The sequence below is a fragment of the Erythrobacter sp. genome, assembly GCF_039988855.1.
Lineage (GTDB): Bacteria > Pseudomonadota > Alphaproteobacteria > Sphingomonadales > Sphingomonadaceae > Erythrobacter.
The window spans coordinates 161,457-179,802 of sequence record NZ_JBDXIY010000016.1; the positions used below are offsets into that span (position 1 = coordinate 161,457).

General features: G+C 56.7%; 15 protein-coding genes. 10 read left to right on the forward strand and 5 right to left on the reverse strand.

The genetic code is table 11. The features are described from left to right. Positions 1-5: 5 nt before the first annotated feature. Entirely contained in the window at positions 6-479 is a 474-nt protein-coding gene (locus ABJ205_RS08445) for a peroxiredoxin (RefSeq protein WP_348159979.1), read from the reverse strand. 3 nt (positions 480-482) lie between these two features. Continuing rightward, positions 483-3,248: a bifunctional [glutamate--ammonia ligase]-adenylyl-L-tyrosine phosphorylase/[glutamate--ammonia-ligase] adenylyltransferase gene (gene glnE / locus ABJ205_RS08450; RefSeq protein WP_348159981.1), complete on the reverse strand. Its 2,766-nt coding sequence runs from the start codon at positions 3,246-3,248 to the stop codon at positions 483-485. A gap of 20 nt (positions 3,249-3,268) precedes the next feature. Here glnE and ABJ205_RS08455 point away from each other — a divergent pair, with 20 nt between their 5' ends. The 3 genes from ABJ205_RS08455 to ABJ205_RS08465 all read left to right on the forward strand — a co-directional run bounded on the left by ABJ205_RS08455 (position 3,269) and on the right by ABJ205_RS08465 (position 5,291). Continuing rightward, a complete protein-coding gene (locus ABJ205_RS08455) occupies positions 3,269-4,282 on the forward strand; it encodes an agmatine deiminase family protein (protein ID WP_348159983.1) in 1,014 nt (337 codons plus the stop codon). Between the two features lie 48 nt (positions 4,283-4,330). Then, positions 4,331-4,465, forward strand: a complete 135-nt coding sequence (locus tag ABJ205_RS08460) for a hypothetical protein (protein WP_348311908.1) — start codon at positions 4,331-4,333, stop codon at positions 4,463-4,465. A gap of 79 nt (positions 4,466-4,544) precedes the next feature. Further along, positions 4,545-5,291, forward strand: a complete 747-nt coding sequence (locus tag ABJ205_RS08465; protein ID WP_348159985.1) for a DUF1223 domain-containing protein — start codon at positions 4,545-4,547, stop codon at positions 5,289-5,291. On the opposite strand, the gene ABJ205_RS08470 is transcribed toward ABJ205_RS08465, so the two are convergent. Next, positions 5,288-6,004, reverse strand: coding sequence for a sulfite exporter TauE/SafE family protein (locus ABJ205_RS08470; RefSeq protein WP_348159987.1), 717 nt, complete (start codon positions 6,002-6,004; stop codon positions 5,288-5,290). The two genes, ABJ205_RS08465 and ABJ205_RS08470, sit on opposite strands and share 4 nt — an antisense overlap. Positions 6,005-6,034: 30 nt before the next feature. Next, complete coding sequence (thrS, locus tag ABJ205_RS08475) at positions 6,035-7,999, reverse strand: threonine--tRNA ligase (protein WP_348159989.1); 1,965 nt, start codon at positions 7,997-7,999, stop codon at positions 6,035-6,037. A 361-nt stretch (positions 8,000-8,360) separates the two neighbouring features. Here thrS and ABJ205_RS08480 point away from each other — a divergent pair, with 361 nt between their 5' ends. Genes ABJ205_RS08480 through ABJ205_RS08490 form a run of 3 tightly spaced genes read left to right on the forward strand, consistent with a single transcriptional unit; the run spans position 8,361 to position 9,141 of the window. Further along, on the forward strand, positions 8,361-8,537 hold the full coding sequence (locus ABJ205_RS08480) for a hypothetical protein (protein ID WP_348159991.1): 177 nt from the start codon (positions 8,361-8,363) through the stop codon (positions 8,535-8,537). After that, on the forward strand, positions 8,537-8,953 hold the full coding sequence (locus tag ABJ205_RS08485) for a hypothetical protein (RefSeq protein WP_348159992.1): 417 nt from the start codon (positions 8,537-8,539) through the stop codon (positions 8,951-8,953). The genes ABJ205_RS08480 and ABJ205_RS08485 overlap by 1 nt, the downstream gene beginning before the upstream one ends. After that, the gene (locus ABJ205_RS08490; protein WP_348159994.1) at positions 8,950-9,141 is read left to right on the forward strand and encodes a helix-turn-helix transcriptional regulator; all 192 of its coding nucleotides are present in this window, start codon (positions 8,950-8,952) and stop codon (positions 9,139-9,141) included. The genes ABJ205_RS08485 and ABJ205_RS08490 overlap by 4 nt, the downstream gene beginning before the upstream one ends. Here the strand turns inward: ABJ205_RS08490 and ABJ205_RS08495 are convergent. Next, the gene (locus tag ABJ205_RS08495) at positions 9,138-10,790 is read right to left on the reverse strand and encodes an alkaline phosphatase D family protein (RefSeq protein WP_348510045.1); all 1,653 of its coding nucleotides are present in this window, start codon (positions 10,788-10,790) and stop codon (positions 9,138-9,140) included. The genes ABJ205_RS08490 and ABJ205_RS08495 overlap by 4 nt on opposite strands. Before the next feature lie 92 nt (positions 10,791-10,882). Here ABJ205_RS08495 and ABJ205_RS08500 point away from each other — a divergent pair, with 92 nt between their 5' ends. The 4 genes from ABJ205_RS08500 to ABJ205_RS08515 all read left to right on the forward strand — a co-directional run bounded on the left by ABJ205_RS08500 (position 10,883) and on the right by ABJ205_RS08515 (position 18,328). Continuing rightward, a complete protein-coding gene (locus ABJ205_RS08500; protein ID WP_348159247.1) occupies positions 10,883-11,626 on the forward strand; it encodes an alpha/beta hydrolase in 744 nt (247 codons plus the stop codon). Between the two features lie 14 nt (positions 11,627-11,640). Continuing rightward, positions 11,641-12,486, forward strand: coding sequence for a hypothetical protein (locus ABJ205_RS08505; RefSeq protein WP_348159248.1), 846 nt, complete (start codon positions 11,641-11,643; stop codon positions 12,484-12,486). A 21-nt stretch (positions 12,487-12,507) separates the two neighbouring features. After that, positions 12,508-13,500 carry an LLM class flavin-dependent oxidoreductase gene (locus ABJ205_RS08510; protein ID WP_348159249.1) on the forward strand — a complete coding sequence of 331 codons (993 nt, stop codon included), beginning with the start codon at positions 12,508-12,510 and terminating at the stop codon, positions 13,498-13,500. Positions 13,501-13,642: 142 nt separating this feature from the next. Then, positions 13,643-18,328: an NAD-glutamate dehydrogenase domain-containing protein gene (locus tag ABJ205_RS08515; protein WP_348159250.1), complete on the forward strand. Its 4,686-nt coding sequence runs from the start codon at positions 13,643-13,645 to the stop codon at positions 18,326-18,328. The last annotated feature ends 18 nt before the right edge of the window (positions 18,329-18,346 follow it).

Sequence of the window (18,346 nt, forward strand, 5' to 3'; positions counted from 1 at the left end):
GCGGCCTAAAGAGCCTTCGCCGCAGTAAGGACTTCCTCAGCGTGGCCCTTGACCTTCACCTTGTTCCAAACTTTTACAATTTTACCATCGCCCCCGACCAGATAGGTCGTGCGGACCATGCCCATATAAGTTTTACCGTACATCTTCTTTTCGGTCCAAATGCCCAAAGCATCAGAAAGACCACCTTCTTCCGCATCTGTCGCAAGCGGTGTTGTTAGCTCGTGCTTGGCGATAAAATTCTGATGCTTTTTTTCACTGTCTTTGGAAATACCGAGCAACTCCACACCAGCGGCATCAAATGCGCCTTTGAGTGCAGTGAAATCCTTCGCCTCAGTCGTGCACCCTGGTGTGTTGTCTTTGGGATAGAAGAACAGCACCAATTTCTTGCCGGTGAAATCAGAGGGTTTCACTGTCCCGCCATCGGGTGTCCCCAAGGCAATGTCAGGGAGCGCGTCACCAGTTGCGGGAAAATCGGTCATCGTTCAAATCTCCAAATTCTCTTCAAAATTCTGCGCCCAACACCTCGCAACGCACTGGCGCGCATTGGCTACATCGGCAAGAAGCTCAGCGTAGCTAGTGTGTCCACACGCCTTGGCAAGAGCCTTCGCAGCTGCAGGTGGAGGTTCTTTTCCTTCTGGAGCCAGAAGCCGTCCCGCAACGAGCACATCCGTCATAAGATCGTAAGACAGCCAAAGCTCCCGCTCGAGTAGATCCAGTTCGATTAGTGCAGGAATGGCGGTAGCGAAATCAGGAGCCAGCATGGCTGCATGTTTATCCGCATATTCCGCCGCGTGGCGCAGTTGGAGGAAATGGACGAGAAACTCGACATCCACCAATCCGCCGCGCTGTAGCTTTACATCTAGAACCCCCTTGGAGTGTTTGTGCGCCGCGATATCGCTGCGCATTTGGAGAACGTCTGATTTGAGCTTTTGCGGATCGCGTTTCTGACACTGAGTGCTGGCGACCACTTGGTCCACCTGCGCCCGCGCCTGCGGAGAGCCCGCTAGCACCCGCGCGCGGTTCAATGCCATATGCTCCCAGGTCCAAGCGCTTTCGCTCTGGTATTTTGCAAAAGCCTCGACCGACACGGCAAGCGGCCCTTGCTTGCCTTGCGGACGAAGCCTTGTGTCCACGTCATACAGCGCCCCTTGCGCCGTCGGCACGCTGAGCGCAGCGCTCACCCGGCTTGCTAGGCGGTTGAAATAAAGCGTCGCGCCAAGGGGACGGTCCCCATCCGATTCAGCGGCGAACTCGCCAGAGAACAGGTAAATCATATCGAGATCAGAGGCAGGCGACAGCGCACCTCCACCAAGCCTGCCAAGGCCAATGACGATCAATTCGCTATTGGCGATATGCCCATGCGTCCGCGCAAACTCTTCATGCGCGGCCTCAAGCGCCGCAGTGATCGCTGCTTCTGCGATTTCAGACAAAGCTGCTGCGATGCGCGAGGGTTTATGCTCTGCCTCGAGCAAGCTGATCCCAAGTGTAAAGCGGGCCTCGCTGATAACTTGCCGAATTTGATCGAGCTTGGCCTCATAATCATCGCGTTCCGCACCTTGGCGCATGTGTTCAAGCGTGCGAGCATAGGTATCGCTGAAATCAATCGGTACGCGCTCAAGCAGCACATCGAGCGTTTCAGGCCTTCGGGCAAGAGTGCCAGCAAGCACAGGCGAGAGCGTCAACGCGGCCACCAATCGATCAAGCAATTCGGGTTCCGCGGAAAGCAAACGGAAAAGAGTAATCGCACTTTGTGTGCGCTCGATAATGCCTTGGAACCGGGTCATCGCTCGTTCGGGATCATCACTTTGAGCAATCGCCTCAAGCAGTAATGGGAGCAGTCGATCAAAGGCTTCCAAGGCTTGCGGTGTGCGGATCGAGGCATATCGCCCATCACGCCAACCCTCAATCCGTTGAGCAAGCGCATCGGCATCGTGAAAACCTAGGCGCACTAAATCCCTGGCGCGGGTTTCTGGCTCGGGAGTAGGGGGAGGTGTGGGGGCCTCCTGTCCGATGAGCTCATCATAAATTGCCCCTGTTTGCGCAGTCAGCTGGGTTAGCTCTTCAACGAGCGCCGCACCGCTTTCCAACCCATCAAGCATTGCCACACGGTCCAGTTTTTCGCCGTCCGGCAGGCTGTGTGTTTGTTGGTCTTCAACCATCTGGAGACGGTGTTCGATTACGCGCAGGCGGTCGTATCCTTGGCCAAGAACTTGTGCGTGAACTGCCTCAATCCGACCTGCTTCTGCCAGAGCGTTAAGCGCATCTCGGGTACCACGCACCCGTAAGGAAGGGTCTCGGCCGCCATGTATGAGTTGATGCGTTTGCGCGAAAAACTCGACTTCTCGGATGCCGCCGCGCCCGCGCTTCACATCATAGCCAGGCCCAGGGTTTGGCGGTCCATCATATTCTTCCCGAATACGGTGCGTGAGTGCGCGAATTTCCTCGATTGCGCCGAAATCCAGTTGTTGCCGCCAAACAAAAGGAGCGATTTCAGTGAGGAACTCTTCTCCCGCCGCAATATCGCCCGCGGCGGCCCTCGATCGAATGAATGCCGCGCGTTCCCACGCGAGAGCTTGCCCTTGATAATGTGTCATGGCCGAAGCGATGGGCACGGCAAGCGGGCTGATCTCACTTGCCGGGCGCAATCGCAGATCGACACGAAGAACGTAGCCCTCCGCTGTGTTTTCGGAGAGAAGTTTCACGATCTTGCGAGCATAGCGCTGGGCCACCTCGCCAGCGTCATCCTTTGCCCTTCGGGGCAAGGTCTCAGGATCGTAAAGCAGAATGGGGTCAATGTCGGAGGAGTAATTGAGCTCACTCGATCCCTGTTTACCCAAAGCCAGGGCAATCATTCCGTCGCTCGCCCATTCGCCGGTGCGATCGGCAACCGCAGTGCGGATCGCCCTATCCAAGGCGCGGTCAGCAAAAGCGCTGAGTTCTTCCATCACACGCGAAAGGGAGAATGCTCCCGCCAAATCGCCAATCGCAAGAGAGGTGGCAAGGCCGAGGCGGTGCCGGCGAAGACCAACACCAGCCTCCTCGTGAAGCCCGCGAGATCGCGACCATTCAAGAGCCTCCTCACCCTTACCTGCTGCAAGAAGCCCTTCCAATTCCTCTTGCCGATCAAGAGCGCGGCCAAGAAATGGCGCATGGGTCCGGGCCCTTGCCAACGCCCCCGTCCAATCGTGATCTTCGAAATCCGCCATAGTCACACACTTGGCCAAGCTGCTTGCTGCCTGCAAGGTCATCTGTAAGAGAAACCTATCGAATGTTGCGAAAGGTCGAAGTTTTGAACGCTCCGGATAAGCCTGGCTTGATGCCGCCAGAATGGGCGCCGCAGGACTGGCTATGGATTGGCTTTCCGCATTTGGCTGAGGAATGGCCCGGCTGGCTTGAACCTGCGCAAGAACAAATCGCTGCCTTCGCCAATGCAGTCGCGGATAGCGGTCAGGAAGTCCGCCTTCTGGTGCGTGATGCGGCCAATGAAGAGCGCGCCCGTTTGATGGTGAGTGAAACTGTGACCCTCGAGTGTCGAACTTACGGGGACATTTGGCTGCGCGATACAGGACCGTTGGTGGTGAGCAACACCCGGGGCCGCACCGCATGCCGTTTTGGCTTTAACGGCTGGGGCGGCAAATATCTTATGCAGGGCGACCAAGAAATCGGGGGTGAGCTTGCTCGGGATGCCGGTCTGCCACTGAAGACATCATCCATGATCCTTGAAGGCGGTGCGGTGGACGGCGATGGCTCAGGGCTTGCCGTGACAACCGCGCAGTGCCTTCTTCATCCTAGTCGCAATCCAAAAAAGTCCCGCGAAGACATCGAAGCTGAACTTTCGAAGATGCTGGGTTTTGAGCGGATTTTGTGGCTCGGCGATGGTCTTATCAATGATCACACCGATGGCCATGTCGACAATCTCGCGAGATTTGTGAGCCAGGGCCGTCTTGTGGTGCCCGAAGCAACAGGCCAGAATGACCCCAATGCTGCCATTTATGCCGATGCAAAAACGCGCGCCGAAAGTTCTGGCATCGACGTCGTCACTATCCCGTCTCCCGGCCTAATAATGCGCGAAGGAGCGATTGAACCAGCCAGTTATGTCAACTTTGCCATCACTACGCATTTAGTAGTGGTGCCAACCTTCGGCTCACCGCATGATACAGCCGGGGTAGAAACCATCGCAGCGCTGTTTCCAGGCCGCGCGACCATAGGCCTGCCAGCCGATGCTGTCCTTGCGGGCGGAGGCGGATTTCACTGCGCCAGCCAGCAAATGCCATCACCCTAAGGCGTCAATTTAACACATCGTTAGGATTTTGCCCTGATTACGGGGCCTATGAGCAGAGCAATCGCCATATCCCGCAGCACATTCTTCGCGGCAAAATCACGCCAAGCCGAGGCGCTGAGCAGCGTTGTCGTCCTTGGCTGTGCGGCCGCGCTCATGTTTGCTGGCCAACCGCTACCGCTTTAACCGCGCCGAGCTTTAGGGCGTAACCAAAGCTGACTTCGGTGCGAACCACTACTTGAGATCAACCAAGTGGGAATTCGGTATGCGCGGGTATCTTCAAACCTTTATCATAGGCGCAGCGCTCGTCGTTACAGCCGCAGCTTTGTTGCCAGAACGGGGCGATGCGCAAACCTATCAGACCCCTTCAGAGCCTGTCCTGATTGAGCTGTTTACCAGCCAAGGATGTTCTTCATGCCCGCCCGCAGATCGCCTGGCGAAGCAGCTCGACAAAGAGGAAGGCGTGGTGGTGATCTCGCGTCCCGTTACGTACTGGGATTATCTTGGTTGGAAGGACAATCTCGCATCCGAAGCCAACACCAATCTTCAACGTGCTTATGCAAGACGGGGGCTTGTGGGATATAACGGCGTTTACACCCCGCAATCGGTGGTCGCAGGAGCACACGGTGAAGTGGGCTCGCGCGAGTCGGCTGTGCGGGGTATGGTTTCCCGCGCTGCTGCCAATGTTGACGCCGCCATCCGAGTGCGCGGCAATGTGACCAAAGGCTTTGGAATTGGTCTTGCGGGAGAGACTCAGCGTCCAGCTGAGCTCGTCCTTATAGGTGTGAAGCGCCAGGCCGAAGTTGATATTGGACGCGGAGAGAACCGAGGCCGCCGGATTGCTTATACCAATGTCCTCAAAGGCGAACGCAGGTTGGCACTTTGGAAGGGCGGCGAGGCTAGCCATGTCGTCCGGCCGCAAGCCCTCAATATCGCGGGCGCAGATCGATACGCCTTAGTTCTGCGCGAAGAAAATGCGGGGCCGGTGCTTGCTGCGCGTTGGCTGGATTAGATCAGCTTTACCAAAGCCGCGATAGCTGCAGCTCCAAGCACGATGCCCACACAAGCTCGCCAAACGCGATCGCTGACCTTGCCAAACGCAAGGCTTCCCACCCAATTGCCAAGCAGGACAAGCGGGAATAGCGCGAGGCCCAGAACGACGATACGCCATTCGAGCACGCCTAAAACGGTGCCAGAGCCAACGCCTGCCATCGCCGATATTCCAAAGATGCCGATCATCGAGGCTTTGGCCGTCGTGCGCGGAATATCGCGTCCTACGTAATAGGGCACGACTGGCGGCCCGGGCATAGCCGCAAAACCTGTGAGCACCCCTGCTGATAGGCCCACTGCGCCCGTGGTGATTGGCCCCGGCTGGGCCCCGCTTCGCTTAGGAAGCAGAATCGCGAAGAAGGCCGACAGCGCGATGAGAGCGATCAGCAGCCGCGCCAGATCTTGGGGCGTTGCATTCAAAAGCATCAATCCCGGAGCCGTCGCAACCATCACCAGTGCGCCCATAATAAAGGCGCTTTTCTCCGCCTCGCGCAGGATCATCCGGATCTCAGTCAGAGCCAAAAGCCCTGCCATAATATTGATTGCCAGAACGGCTTCAACCGGGGTGAGAGCAAGCGCGAGGATCGGTACCAGCAATATGCCAAAGCCGAACCCCGTCAGCCCGCGAATAAACGCCGCGCCCAAAGTGGCTGCCACCGCGACCGCGATTTGCACCGCGCTGAATCCAGCGAGAAATTCCAAGACTTAGGCAGTCAAATCCGGCGCGCTTGCCGCATTGGTTAACATCGCAATCGCCTCGTCCAATGGCAGGACCTTTTGATCCTTCTCACCCAAGGTGCGGATTGCAACCGTGCCTTCTTCCTCTTCGCGCTTGCCCACGATCAGAAGATGCGGGACTTTCGCCAACGAGTGCTCGCGGATCTTATAATTGATCTTCTCATTGCGAAGATCGCTCTCAACCCGGAAACCTGCACTACGAAGCTTGGCTTCGACATCCTTGGCATAGCCATCAACGTCCGAAACAATCGGCGCGATTAGGGCCTGCGTTGGTGCCATCCATAACGGAAGTTTGCCTGCATAATGCTCGATCAAAATACCGATAAAACGCTCAAGCGAGCCAAACAGCGCGCGGTGAAGCATAACGGGGCGGTGCTTTTCGCCATCTTCACCGATATAGCCAATATCGAAGGCCTCGGGCAGGTTCATATCAACCTGAAGCGTACCGCACTGCCAATCGCGCCCAATTGCATCGCGCAGGACGAATTCAAGTTTGGGTCCGTAAAACGCGCCCTCGCCTTCATTGATGGTGTAAGCAAGGCCCATCTCATCAAGCGTATCGACCAACGATGCTTCGAGCGTGTCCCAAATCTCGTCTGAGCCCATACGGTTTTCAGGCCGCGTCGACAGCTTGATCCGCACATCCTCAAAGCCGAATTCTTTGTAGATATCGAGCACAAGCGCGACCACATCGCGGTTCTCATCGTTCAATTGCTCAGGCGTGCAAAAGATATGCGCGTCGTCCTGAGTAAAGTGACGCACGCGCATCAGGCCATGCAGCGCTCCCGACGGTTCATAGCGGTGGACTTTGCCAAACTCCGCCATTCGAAGCGGCAGATCGCGGTAGCTTTTGAGACCATGAGCATAAAGTGACACACCGCCCGGGCAGTTCATCGGCTTCAACGCAAAGTTACGCTCATCCTCCGTAGTGGTGGTGAACATATGCTCATGATAATTGAACCAGTGGCCCGACGTCTCCCAAAGACTGCGGTCCATCACATCGGGCGTGTTTACCTCGACATAGCCAGCGCGCTCTTGGCGGCGGCGCATATATTCAATGAGCTTGTTGAACATCGTCCAACCCTTGGGGTGCCAGAAGACGGCTCCCGGGGCGAACTCTTCGAAATGGAACAAGTCGAGCTCACGGCCAAGCTTACGGTGATCGCGCTTACCGGCCTCTTCGAGGCGGTGAAGGTGCGCCTTCAATTGTTTTTTGTTGAGCCAGCCGGTGCCGTAAATGCGCGTCAATTGCGCATTGGCTTGATCGCCGCGCCAATAGGCACCAGCGGTGCGCATGAGCTTAAAGGCTTGCGGGTCAAGTTTGCCGGTCGATGCCAAGTGAGGCCCGCGGCACATATCAAGCCACGCGCCATCGGAACCCGGCTCACCCGACCAATAGACGGTCAAGTCCTCGCCTTCAGGCAATTCCTTGGCCCATTCAGCCTTAAACGTTTCGCCGTCCGCTTCCCATTTGGCAATGAGATCATCGCGCGACCAAACCTCGCGCACCAATGGCTTGTTCGCCTTGATGATCTCTCGCATCTTTTCTTCGATGGCGGGCAAATCTTCAAGGCCATAGGGTTCGCGCGACGACGGCGCCATAACGTCGTAATAAAACCCATCATCGGTCGCTGGACCGAATGTGATCTGAGTGCCAGGCCACAGCGCCTGCACGGCCTCTGCCAAAAGGTGCGCGTAATCATGGCGCACCAATTCCAGAGCGTCTTGCTCATCTTTGGAGGTGATCAACGCAAGGTCACTGTCACCGTCAAACGGACGGCCAATGTCGCGCACTTCGCCATTCACCCGAGCGGCGAGCGCCGCTTTGGCAAGGCCCGGACCAATGGCCGCTGCCACATCATAAGGGGTCGAGCCCGGCTCCATTTCGCGCACGGAGCCATCTGGAAGGTTGATCTTAAGCAGTTCGGTCATCGTTATACTCGTCTCGTTTGATGCGCGCCTTAATGCATGAAGGCGCGCACCGGAAGAGCGGTGTTTGAGTGTTTAACCGATTTCAAGGGGGACACCGCGCCACCCTGAAACCGGGTGGCGGTGCTCTTTGGCTTAGACCAACAGCAACCGCCCCCGGATATCCGAGGTGGTAGTGGTTGTGGTCGTAGTCAGCAGCTTAGCCATGACGGCCACATAGGCATGCCGCGTTAACAAGTCACCCCTTTAGTTAATGTAACACCGCTGTAGAAGGCAAACACCTTTGCCATTATGGAAAGTATGCTTGACATAGCATCGAATTAATGACAAGTGTGCTTTCCGTAGTTGAAAGGACACTTGACCAATGAAGACGACACATAGCACGCTTATTTGGGCTGCGGGCATCATCGCCGCGGCACTGTATTCAAATTTCATCGGGCTCAGTGACGCAGCGAGTTGGGCCATGATCACGGGAGTGGTTGGCGCGGCTTACGCCTCGACCCTTGGGAAAAGCGGCCGCTGCAAAAAGGCGTGCTCTTAATGACCAAGAACCCCCTCATGCGCCGCTTTATCTGGACGCACCTCATTCTCTCGCTCGGCTATGTCGCATCGGTTGCGCTGGCATCATGGTTCATTCCCGACGACGCAGAGCCCTCACTCACCGTGATTATCTTTGCAGCATTCCCCGGGGTGATGGTGGTCGGCTGGATTTGGAATATGGGGCGGCTCTACCTAACGATGGAGGACGAATTTCTGCGCATGCTCGAAGTGCGCAAAGCCATGTGGGCGACCGCTATCGCACTGGGGATCTGTGGCGGCTGGGGCCTAATTGAACTGTTCGCCAGCGTGCCCCGCCTGCCGGTATTCTTTGTCGTCCCGATCTGGTGCCTCGGCCTTATTGCAGGCCATTTAATCAACCGCTTCACCCACGGTACAGGCGGAGGGAGCCTCTGGTGAAAAACCGCCTCAAAGTGCTGCGCGCAGAACGCGATTGGAGCCAAGCCGACCTAGCCGAGCGCCTGGGTGTTTCGCGCCAAAGCGTCAACGCCATTGAAAAGGGCCGCTACGACCCTTCGCTCCCTCTCGCTTTTTCCATCGCCGAAGTTTTCGACCTCGCGATTGAAGAGATTTTCAGCCGCGACTAAATATCAAGGACCCGCGCCCCGGCTTGCACATTGAGCCTTTTGGTTGCGGCAAGCTGGGTCGAGCGTTTCTTTGTCCCTACAACAAAACGAAACTCACACGACGCAGCCTCAGGCGTCAGATCGACAACCATATAGCCGCGCTGCGAAGTGTCAGCCCATTTAAGTTGCTCGTTCGCTCCTACCAAAGCGCTCTCAAGCACGGCGGGTGGTAGGGCGGAAAGATAGCTTTCGAAACCCGGTGAGCTGACCGATGAAGTGCCGAACTCCACACCCACCGCTTTGCCTTCATGTGCCAGGTCAAATGCCCATGCATTGTGCGTGTCGCCAGCCAGCACCACAAGGTTCGCATTAGCCATTTGCGCGGCATCAAACACCCGGTTCCGAGCTGCCGGATAGCCGTCCCAAGCATCCATATTAAGCGGCACGTCCGCCTCTGCGGCCATAGCGGCGGCGGTCAGGCGCGCCCTAGCAAACTCTGGCACATTATCGCCAAGCAGGCCCGTGATCCCTTTAGGCGAAGACAATTTGCCAATCAGAACTTGCTGGACCAGCACTTGCCATGTGGCTCCGCGCTCGGTGGAATTCTTGAGCCCCTTGCCCAACCATTCTTCTTGGCGCTGACCAAGCAATTGACGCTCGGGATTCACATATTCGCCGTCACGGAAAGTCCTGAGTGCCTCGACCATGGCCTCCGGCGTCTCTTTGCCAGCAATAATCCCGGCAAGGTCAAATTGTTGGTCGCGCCCTTCAAGCCGTGTGTCGATCCGGAAAAGCGTCGCCAAATCGCCAACATCATAAGCGGCATAAGGTTCATCGGAGACCGGCATCCACTCGCGGTAGACGCGCTTCGCGATTTCCTTGCGTGTTTCCCAATCGCCTTCGGTTTCACTCTGGTGGTTTTGCGCCCCGTCTTTCCACGAATCATTCGCGCTCTCATGATCGTCCCACACTGCAATCATGGGGAGCACTTGGTGCAGACGCTGGAGGTCGCGGTCTGCCCGGTATGATGCATAGCGCAGGCGGTAATCGGCGAGCGCGACAATCTCATCGCCCGGCGCCGTGCTGCGGTCAGGGTGGCGTTGATTTTCGGCCGGGTAAGTGTCCCCGCCATATTCGTAGATGTAATCGCCAAGGTGGACCGCGAGATCGACTTCATTCGCCTCAGCTGCATGAGCATAGGCGTTGAAATAACCAAATCCAAAGTTGGCACAGGAGAACACTGCCATGCGGAAATTGAGCGTCGGCCCAACTGGCAAAGTTCGTGTGCGACCAGTCGGCGATACAGTGCCCGATGGCGCAAGGAAGCGGTAAAAATACCAGCGGTCTGGTGAAAGGCCCTTGGCGATCACCTTGGTGCAAAAATCGCGGCCGGGCGATGCAGCGGCTTCCCCTTCGCTGACCAGATCGGCGAAGTCTTGGCTTTCGCTCACCTGCCATTTGAGAGTGGTTTCCCCGTCCGCAACAAACCGCGTCCACAACAGAACGCTTGAGCTGTGCGGCTCTCCGCTGGCAACGCTGTGGGTGAAGCCTTTGCCGAAACTCTGCGCGACCGCTGGCGTTGCGGCAACCGCAGCGGAAGCTCCAGCAAGCGCAAACATTCCTCGGCGAGTGACATTGGTAGCGGGCGTGGCTTTGGTGGTTTTCGGCATTTGACCCCTCTCACAAGTTTTTGTGTCTATTCGCCTGACAACATTATAGCAGAGACTTGCACCAATAAGGCCGTTCAGGGCAAGAAAAGCCGATGACTGATACACGTTTTCACGAAATGCCCGATGGAAGGCGCATCGCGTTTCGCCACACCAAACCCACCCATGCATCATCAGGCCCGACCCTTGTCTTCCTACCCGGCTATATGTCCGACATGGCTGGCGGCAAGGCGAGTGCGATTTTTGAAAGGGCTAAGGCCAAAGGGCGCGGTTGTTTGCTGCTCGATTATTCAGGTTGCGGTGAGAGTTCAGGCGATTTTGCCGATGGAACCCTCTCACACTGGCGTGACGAAGTTCTGTCCCTGATTGACGCCCAAACGCATGGGCCTGTGCTTGTCACGGGTTCATCAATGGGCGGCTGGCTGATGCTGCTTGTCGGGGAGGCGTTGAAAGAACGATTGGCCGGTATCATTGGTATCGCCTCGGCGCCTGATTTCATCAGGTGGGGTTATTCAGAAGAGCAGCGCGCGCAATTGGCAGCAGGCGAGGTTGTGCTAGAACACAACCCCTATGGACCCGAGCCAACACCAACCCATCCCGGTTTCTTTGCCGATGCAGAAGACCTCTATCGTCTAACCCAAAAAATCGCGATCGATGCGCCCGTTCGCCTTATCCATGGCCAGTGTGATGAAGATGTCCCTTGGGAGATCAGCCTTAAACTTGCCGCGGCGCTGCGTTCGGATGATGTACAGGTAACGCTGGTAAAGGACGGGGACCACCGCCTTTCACGCAGCACCGATATCACTGGCCTTCTGGGGTTAGTGGATAGCTTTTACTGACGGAAACCCATCCATTGACGCTCATTTCCTCAATTCTGGTTCTTGCCCTTCAAGTCGGCCCCAACCCATCTGCAATTGATACTTTGGGGGCAGGAGGCGACCTGCGCAATCGCCCAGAACGCGTGCCGCAGGAAAAGAGCATTGAGCAAGATCCGTCGGCTCTTTGGCTTGCGGAATGCTTGGCAATGTTACCAGATCAAGCCGCACGCGCGCACACTCTTGCGCAGGTGCGCCGCAATGAGAGCGAAGGACACAATCGCATCCTTGCCAACCATTGCTTGGGCCTTGCAGCGACACAGCTTGGTCTTTGGGAAGATGCAATTTCGGCCTTCCTTGCCGCCCGCGACGAGGTGCCAGCCGAAGAAATGCGGGCTAAGGCGCGCTTTGGTGCGATGGCCGGCAATGCGGCTCTTGCAGCACGGGATTTGGCGCGTTCGGCCACGATTTTCGCCGCTGCAAAAGTCGATGCAAAAGCATCCGCCTCTGCCCCAATGCAGGCGGTGGTTGCTCGGGATCTGTCCCACGTTTTGGTCGCACTTGACCGTTCAGATGAAGCGCTAGCTGAACTTGAATTTGCGAGCGTTTTGCTCCCAGAAGAAGCAGATACTTGGTTTTTGAAAGCCACGCTTTTGCGGCGGTTGGAGCGTTTGGCTGAGGCGCAAAGCGCGATCGAACAGGCCAGTGCGCTCGCCCCAACCGCAGCTCCTATTGGACTAGAGGCAGGCCTTATCGCGATCCTTTCAGGGCGCGAGGACGCCGCCCGGACAAGCTGGCAATCGGTGATTGATCTGGCTCCCTCGAGCCCGGAAGCCTTGACCGCGCAAGACTATCTTGCGCAGATTGAGCAAGCGCCAGCCTAGGCGTCCTAAAGGGGAGGCTCCATGACGCAATTTTCCGTTCTCGATCTCGTGCCCGTTCGCGAAGGCGGGAGTGTATCCGAGGCTCTAAACAATGCAGCACAGCTTGCTGCTCATGCCGAAGGGCTGGGTTGCAAGAGGTTTTGGGTCGCAGAGCATCACGCAATGGACGGAATAGCCGGCGGCGCGACATCGGTTGTGCTTGCACATATCGGCAATGCGACAAGCACCATCCGCATCGGTTCAGGGGGCATCATGCTGCCAAATCACACACCGTTTCAGATCGCAGAGCAATTCGGGACACTCGATGCGCTGTTCCCTGGACGCATTGATTTGGGACTTGGCCGGGCACCGGGTGCAGGACCAGAGCTGCAACGCGCGCTACGCAAGGATTTGCACAAGGCATCCGAATATTTCCCGCAAGATGTGCTCGAACTGCGAGCACTCATGACAGGCGATACCGATCTTCCAATCAAAGCCACGCCCGGGCTTGGTGCTAATGTCGAATTTTGGATGCTAGGCTCCAGCCTTTTTGGAGCACAATTGGCTGCGAAATTAGGCATGCCTTACGCCTTTGCAGCGCATTTCGCACCTGACCACCTTGATAGCGCGTTGGAAGTGTATCGCCGCGATTTTCAGCCATCCGAGGCCCTCGGCAAACCCCATGTGATGGTTGCGATGAATGTCTTTGCGGCTGACACGCACGAAGAGGCACAGCTCCTGGCCTCCAGCCAGCAACAGAGCTTTGTCGCACTTCGCAGCGGCACCCCAGGCAAACTCCCCCCTCCGATTGCGGACTACACATCGACGATTCCTACACCAGCTCGTGCAATGCTCGACCATCTGGGCCAAGCAGCAGCCGTTGGCACCCCTGACAAAGTGCGCAGCGATATTGCGGCTTTCACAACAAGGACCCGCGCAGATGAAATCATATTGTGCGGCGCGACCTATGATCCGGCTGCCCGTTTGCACTCTCTAAAACTGACCCTCGACGCGTGTCAGACAGTTGCCATTTAGGGACTAAACTCGCTTGCACGTCGGCACCAAAGCGCTGTATTGAGTCTGAACGATAAGAATAACTCGGCACAATATAATTACACCAGTACAGAGCCGAGTTTCAGTGACGAAGGTCATTTAGCCAGGAGAGGAGCCCTCGGCGATGAGTGCGAAATCTGAAACGAGTTCACGACCATCAGATTCATTGGCAAATTCACTGGCGAAGGGGCTAAAAAAGCACCTTCTGGCCTCAGTCCTCCCCGGCGAAGCACAGATCGAGAAAGCCGAGCTTGATAGCGCGGCAAAGTTCTTGCTGGCTGCGGCCCATAAACGCTCGACGTCACGCGCCGTTATTCACCACGAATCCGATACGAGCGAGCGGCGGCTGCGTATCGCAATCATCAATGACGACATGCCTTTTCTGGTGGATTCCATCGCGGCAAGGATCACCGCATCAGGTGTTGCCATTGACCAATTGCTCCATCCTATCGCCCCGGTGACACGCGATGATCAAGGCGTTCTTATGGCCATAGGCGGCAAGTCCGCATCCAAAGAATCTCTGATCTACATTGAAACACCTCGCGTTGATGCAAAGCAGCGACGCACGCTCCTCGGAGATCTTCGCAAAACGCTTGAGGACGTGCGCGCGGCTGTCACTGATTGGCCGAAGATGCGGACCGTTATGGCCCACGATGCCGGTCGCCTTGGCGATAGCGACAGCGCAAAGCTGCTCGATTGGCTCAACGGGGGCATGCTCACGCAGCTTGGCTCCTTAAAGCGTAGCCGTGCTGGTGAAATCAGCGCGGCACTTGGTATTTGCCGCAAGAGTGCAAAAGGGCTCCTCGCCGACACCTCTTTTGAACGTGCATTCAAATGGTTTGAAAAAGCTGGATCAGGCAAGAACTTTTTGGCCGTCAAAGCCAATCAGATTTCCAACGTACACCGCCGGGCGCCCTTGGACGTGTTCCTTGTGCCGGTGCGCGAAGGCAAAAAGGTCACCGCGCTTAGCGTTCACGCTGGTGTGTGGACAAGCGCCGCTCTTGCAACTCCTCCATCCAAAGTTCCCGTCATCGGCCATGCCCTTGCGACGATGACATCGGACTTGGGTTTTGATCCCAAGGGCCATGCTGGAAAAGCGCTCACCCACGCCTTTAGCGTTTTGCCCCGCGATTTGTTGGTGACCTTTAGCCAAGACGACATCGCCAGTCTTGCAACGGCTATGATGAGCCTTGTCGACAGGCCGCGCCCGCGCATCATTCTCGTGCAATCGCCATTGGGCAGGCACGTGTTCGCCTTTGTCTGGCTTCCACGCGATGATCTTTCAACGCAGGTTCGCCATCAGATTCAGGACCTTTTGACAAAGACGACCGGTCTCGACCTCCTAAGCTGGAACCTTGAAGTCGATGGCGGCTCTATGGCGATGCTGCAATTCCTGCTCGATTCGCGTAGCACCGTAAAAATGCCGGACGCTCGCGCGATTGAAGGCGAGCTCGTTGATCTTCTTAAAGGCTGGAATGAAGCGGTCGAAACGCATCTTGCAAAAGCCGATGAGGGCGCTCGTATTCCCGCTATTGCACAGCGTTATGCAGGCGCCTTCCCTCCTGGTTATCGCCTGCGTTACGGGCCAGCAGAAGCCGCGCTCGACGTGGCAGAGATACACGCCATTGCCGCAAGCGATACGCCAGAGGCGCGTTCATGCCGCCTCTATAAGCTCGACAATGACACACGCGGCGATCTGCGCCTGAAGATTTACCATGTGACAGGCAGGGTCGCTCTGTCGGATGCGGTACCAGTGCTTGAGAACTTTGGTTTCCGCGTGTTGTCCGAAGTACCCACGCGCCTTGACGAAGGCAGGCTTGGTACGATCCACGAGTACACGCTAAAGGCCCCGCAAGGCGCATCGATTGACGGCCTTCTGGAACGCATGCACGCAATTGAAAGCGCCATTGCCGAAGTGCTCAATGAGCAATCGGAGAATGACCCGTTCAACCGTCTTGTTGTCGCCAATGGATTGGGTGCGCAGCAGACTGTGTGGTTGCGCGCGATTTACCGCTACTTGCGTCAGACGGGTGCAAATTTCACCATCTACCCGGTGGTCGATGCACTTGAACGCGCAAACGATGTCACGTCTGCGATGATCGACCTGTTTTCAAGCCGACATGACCCTGATTTCTCTGGAAATCGGCAGGCTTCGATTGAAGCTGCGGTTGAAGCATTCAACAAGGGCCTTTCTAAGGTTAGCGCGATCAACGACGACCGGCTTTTGCGCCTGTACCGTGCGGTGATTGATGCGATTTTGCGCACCAATGCATTTGCCCCGGCCGCTGAAGAAGCGCTGGCATTCAAGATCGATTCTAGCCTTGTGCCAGGCATTCCAAAACCTGTGCCATGGCGCGAAATCTTCGTCTATTCGAGGCGCGTTGAAGGCATCCACTTGCGCTCTGGCGCAGTGGCGCGCGGTGGGCTTCGCTGGTCCGACAGGCGCGATGATTACCGCACTGAAATTTTGGGTCTAATGAAGGCACAGAAGGTCAAAAATGCTGTGATCGTGCCGAGCGGGGCTAAGGGTGGCTTTTATCCCAAGCAGCTGCCTTCACCAGCCATCGACCGCGATGCTTGGGCAGCCGAGGGTCAGGCAAGCTACAAGGTATTCATACGCACGCTTTTGTCGGTCACAGACAACATCGTTCACGGCAAAGTTGTGCACCCTACGGGCGTGCGAGTGCACGATGGCGAGGACCCCTATTTCGTGGTTGCCGCTGATAAAGGCACAGCGACCTTCTCTGACGTTGCCAATGGCATTGCCGAAGACGCAGGCTTTTGGCTCGACGATGCCTTCGCAAGCGGGGGGTCAAACGGTTATGATCACAAAGCCATGGGCATCACCGCCAAAGGCGCCTGGGTCAGCGTTCAACGCCACTTCCTGGAAATGGGCGTGGATGTCCAAAGGGACAGCATTCGCGTTGCAGGCTGCGGCGATATGTCGGGCGATGTGTTTGGCAACGGCATGCTCTTGTCCAAAGCGATTCTGCTGGTTGCGGCCTTCGATCATCGCCACATTTTTCTCGACCCTGACCCCGACCCTGCCAGCAGCTGGAAAGAGCGCAGGCGCATATTCGATCTGCCTCGCTCGAGCTGGGAAGATTACAATCCTGACCTGATTTCAAAAGGCGGCGGTGTTTATTCGCGCAGTTCAAAAAGCATCAAGCTCTCCAAGAAAGCGCGTGATATGCTGGGCCTTGAGGATAAGGAAATTCAGCCCGACGCGCTGATTTCGGCAATCTTGAAGGCGCAAACTGATCTGCTTTGGTTTGGCGGTATCGGCACTTACATCAAGGCCGAAGACGAAAACCACATTGAGGTCGGCGATCCGGCCAATGATAGCTTGCGGGTCGATGCCCGCGAAGTAGGGGCCAAGGTGATTGGCGAGGGGGCAAACCTCGGCATTACTCAAGCGGGACGCATCGCGTTCTCGCTCAAAGGTGGGCGCATCAACACAGACTTCATCGACAATTCGGCAGGCGTTGATTGCTCGGACAATGAGGTCAACATCAAGATCGCCCTTGCTGCTGCGACGCGCGAAGGGGCCATCACCACCCCAAAGCGCAACACATTGCTTGCAAAGATGACCGATGAAGTGGGTGAGATCGTACTCGAAGATAACCGTCTTCAAGCGCTCGCCCTTTCGATTGCCGAGGCAGGGGGTGCCGGCGCAAATGCATCCTACATTCGCCTTATCGAAAGCCTTGAGGAAATGGGTGCGCTTGACCGGCGCACGGAAGGGCTCGCCGATAGTGAGAGCTATACCCGGCGCGCGGCCGATGGGCAGGGGCTGACCCGGCCCGAATTGGCCGTGATCTTGTCATCCACCAAACTCGCATTGCAAGACGCGATTGAGGCAAGCGGACTTCCCGACGATCCCATCCTGGAAAGCAATCTGGTCGCGCTGTTCCCTAAACCAATGCAAGGCAAATATGGCGCGTTCATCCGCGACCACCAACTACGGCGCGAACTGGTCGCAACCGATCTTTCCAACCGCATCGTCAACCGGCTCGGCCTGATCCACGCGTTTGAATTGCCAGAAGAGGAAGGGGTCGCTCTAAGCGATGTCGCGGCAGCTTTTGTGGTTGTTGAGCGGCTCTATAACCTCAAAGCAATGTGGCAGGATATTGATGACTCCAAGATGCCCGAGCCTGCGCGGATTGCTTTGCTCGACAGAGCAGCAGCCGCGATTGGCAACCTTATGTCAGACGTGCTGCGCACCACAGGCGGACGTGTCGAAGCAGGCGAGATGGTTGCCCAGCTAAGCACCGGAGTTCAGGCGCTTAATGATCAGCGTGCAAACCTTTTGAGCGGAGACACGCTTGAGCGTTCCCAAGCGTTAAGGGCAGGCTTTATCGATCAGGGCGCGCCTGCTGATCTTGCAAACCGAGTGGCCGATCTGTTCGACTATGACGGGTCTTTGGGGCTTGCCAGCCTTGCCTTGAAGACCGGTATTGATCCGGCCGAACTCACCCGCGCGTTCAGCGATATTGGAGGGCGGATCGGGATTGATTGGGCACAAGGAGTTGCGGCGCATATGTCCCCTTCTGATGTATGGGAGCGGTTGCTTGTCGATGGGCTCGCGCGCGATTTTCAGCATATGCGCACAGAATTCCTGCACCGTCTCACCCGGCGCAAATCGGGCAAAGACAATCCGCAAGGCGCCATTGCCAAATGGGCAGAATCAAACGCGCCCGCAATCATGCAGTTCCGCTCAATGATCGCACGGGCTCAAAACTCTCCGCCCGTAGCTCCCGCAGCTCTGGCTCAGATCGCTGCGCAAGCGCGCAACCTTTTGGAGCGGTGATTGAGCGCTTCTGGCTTG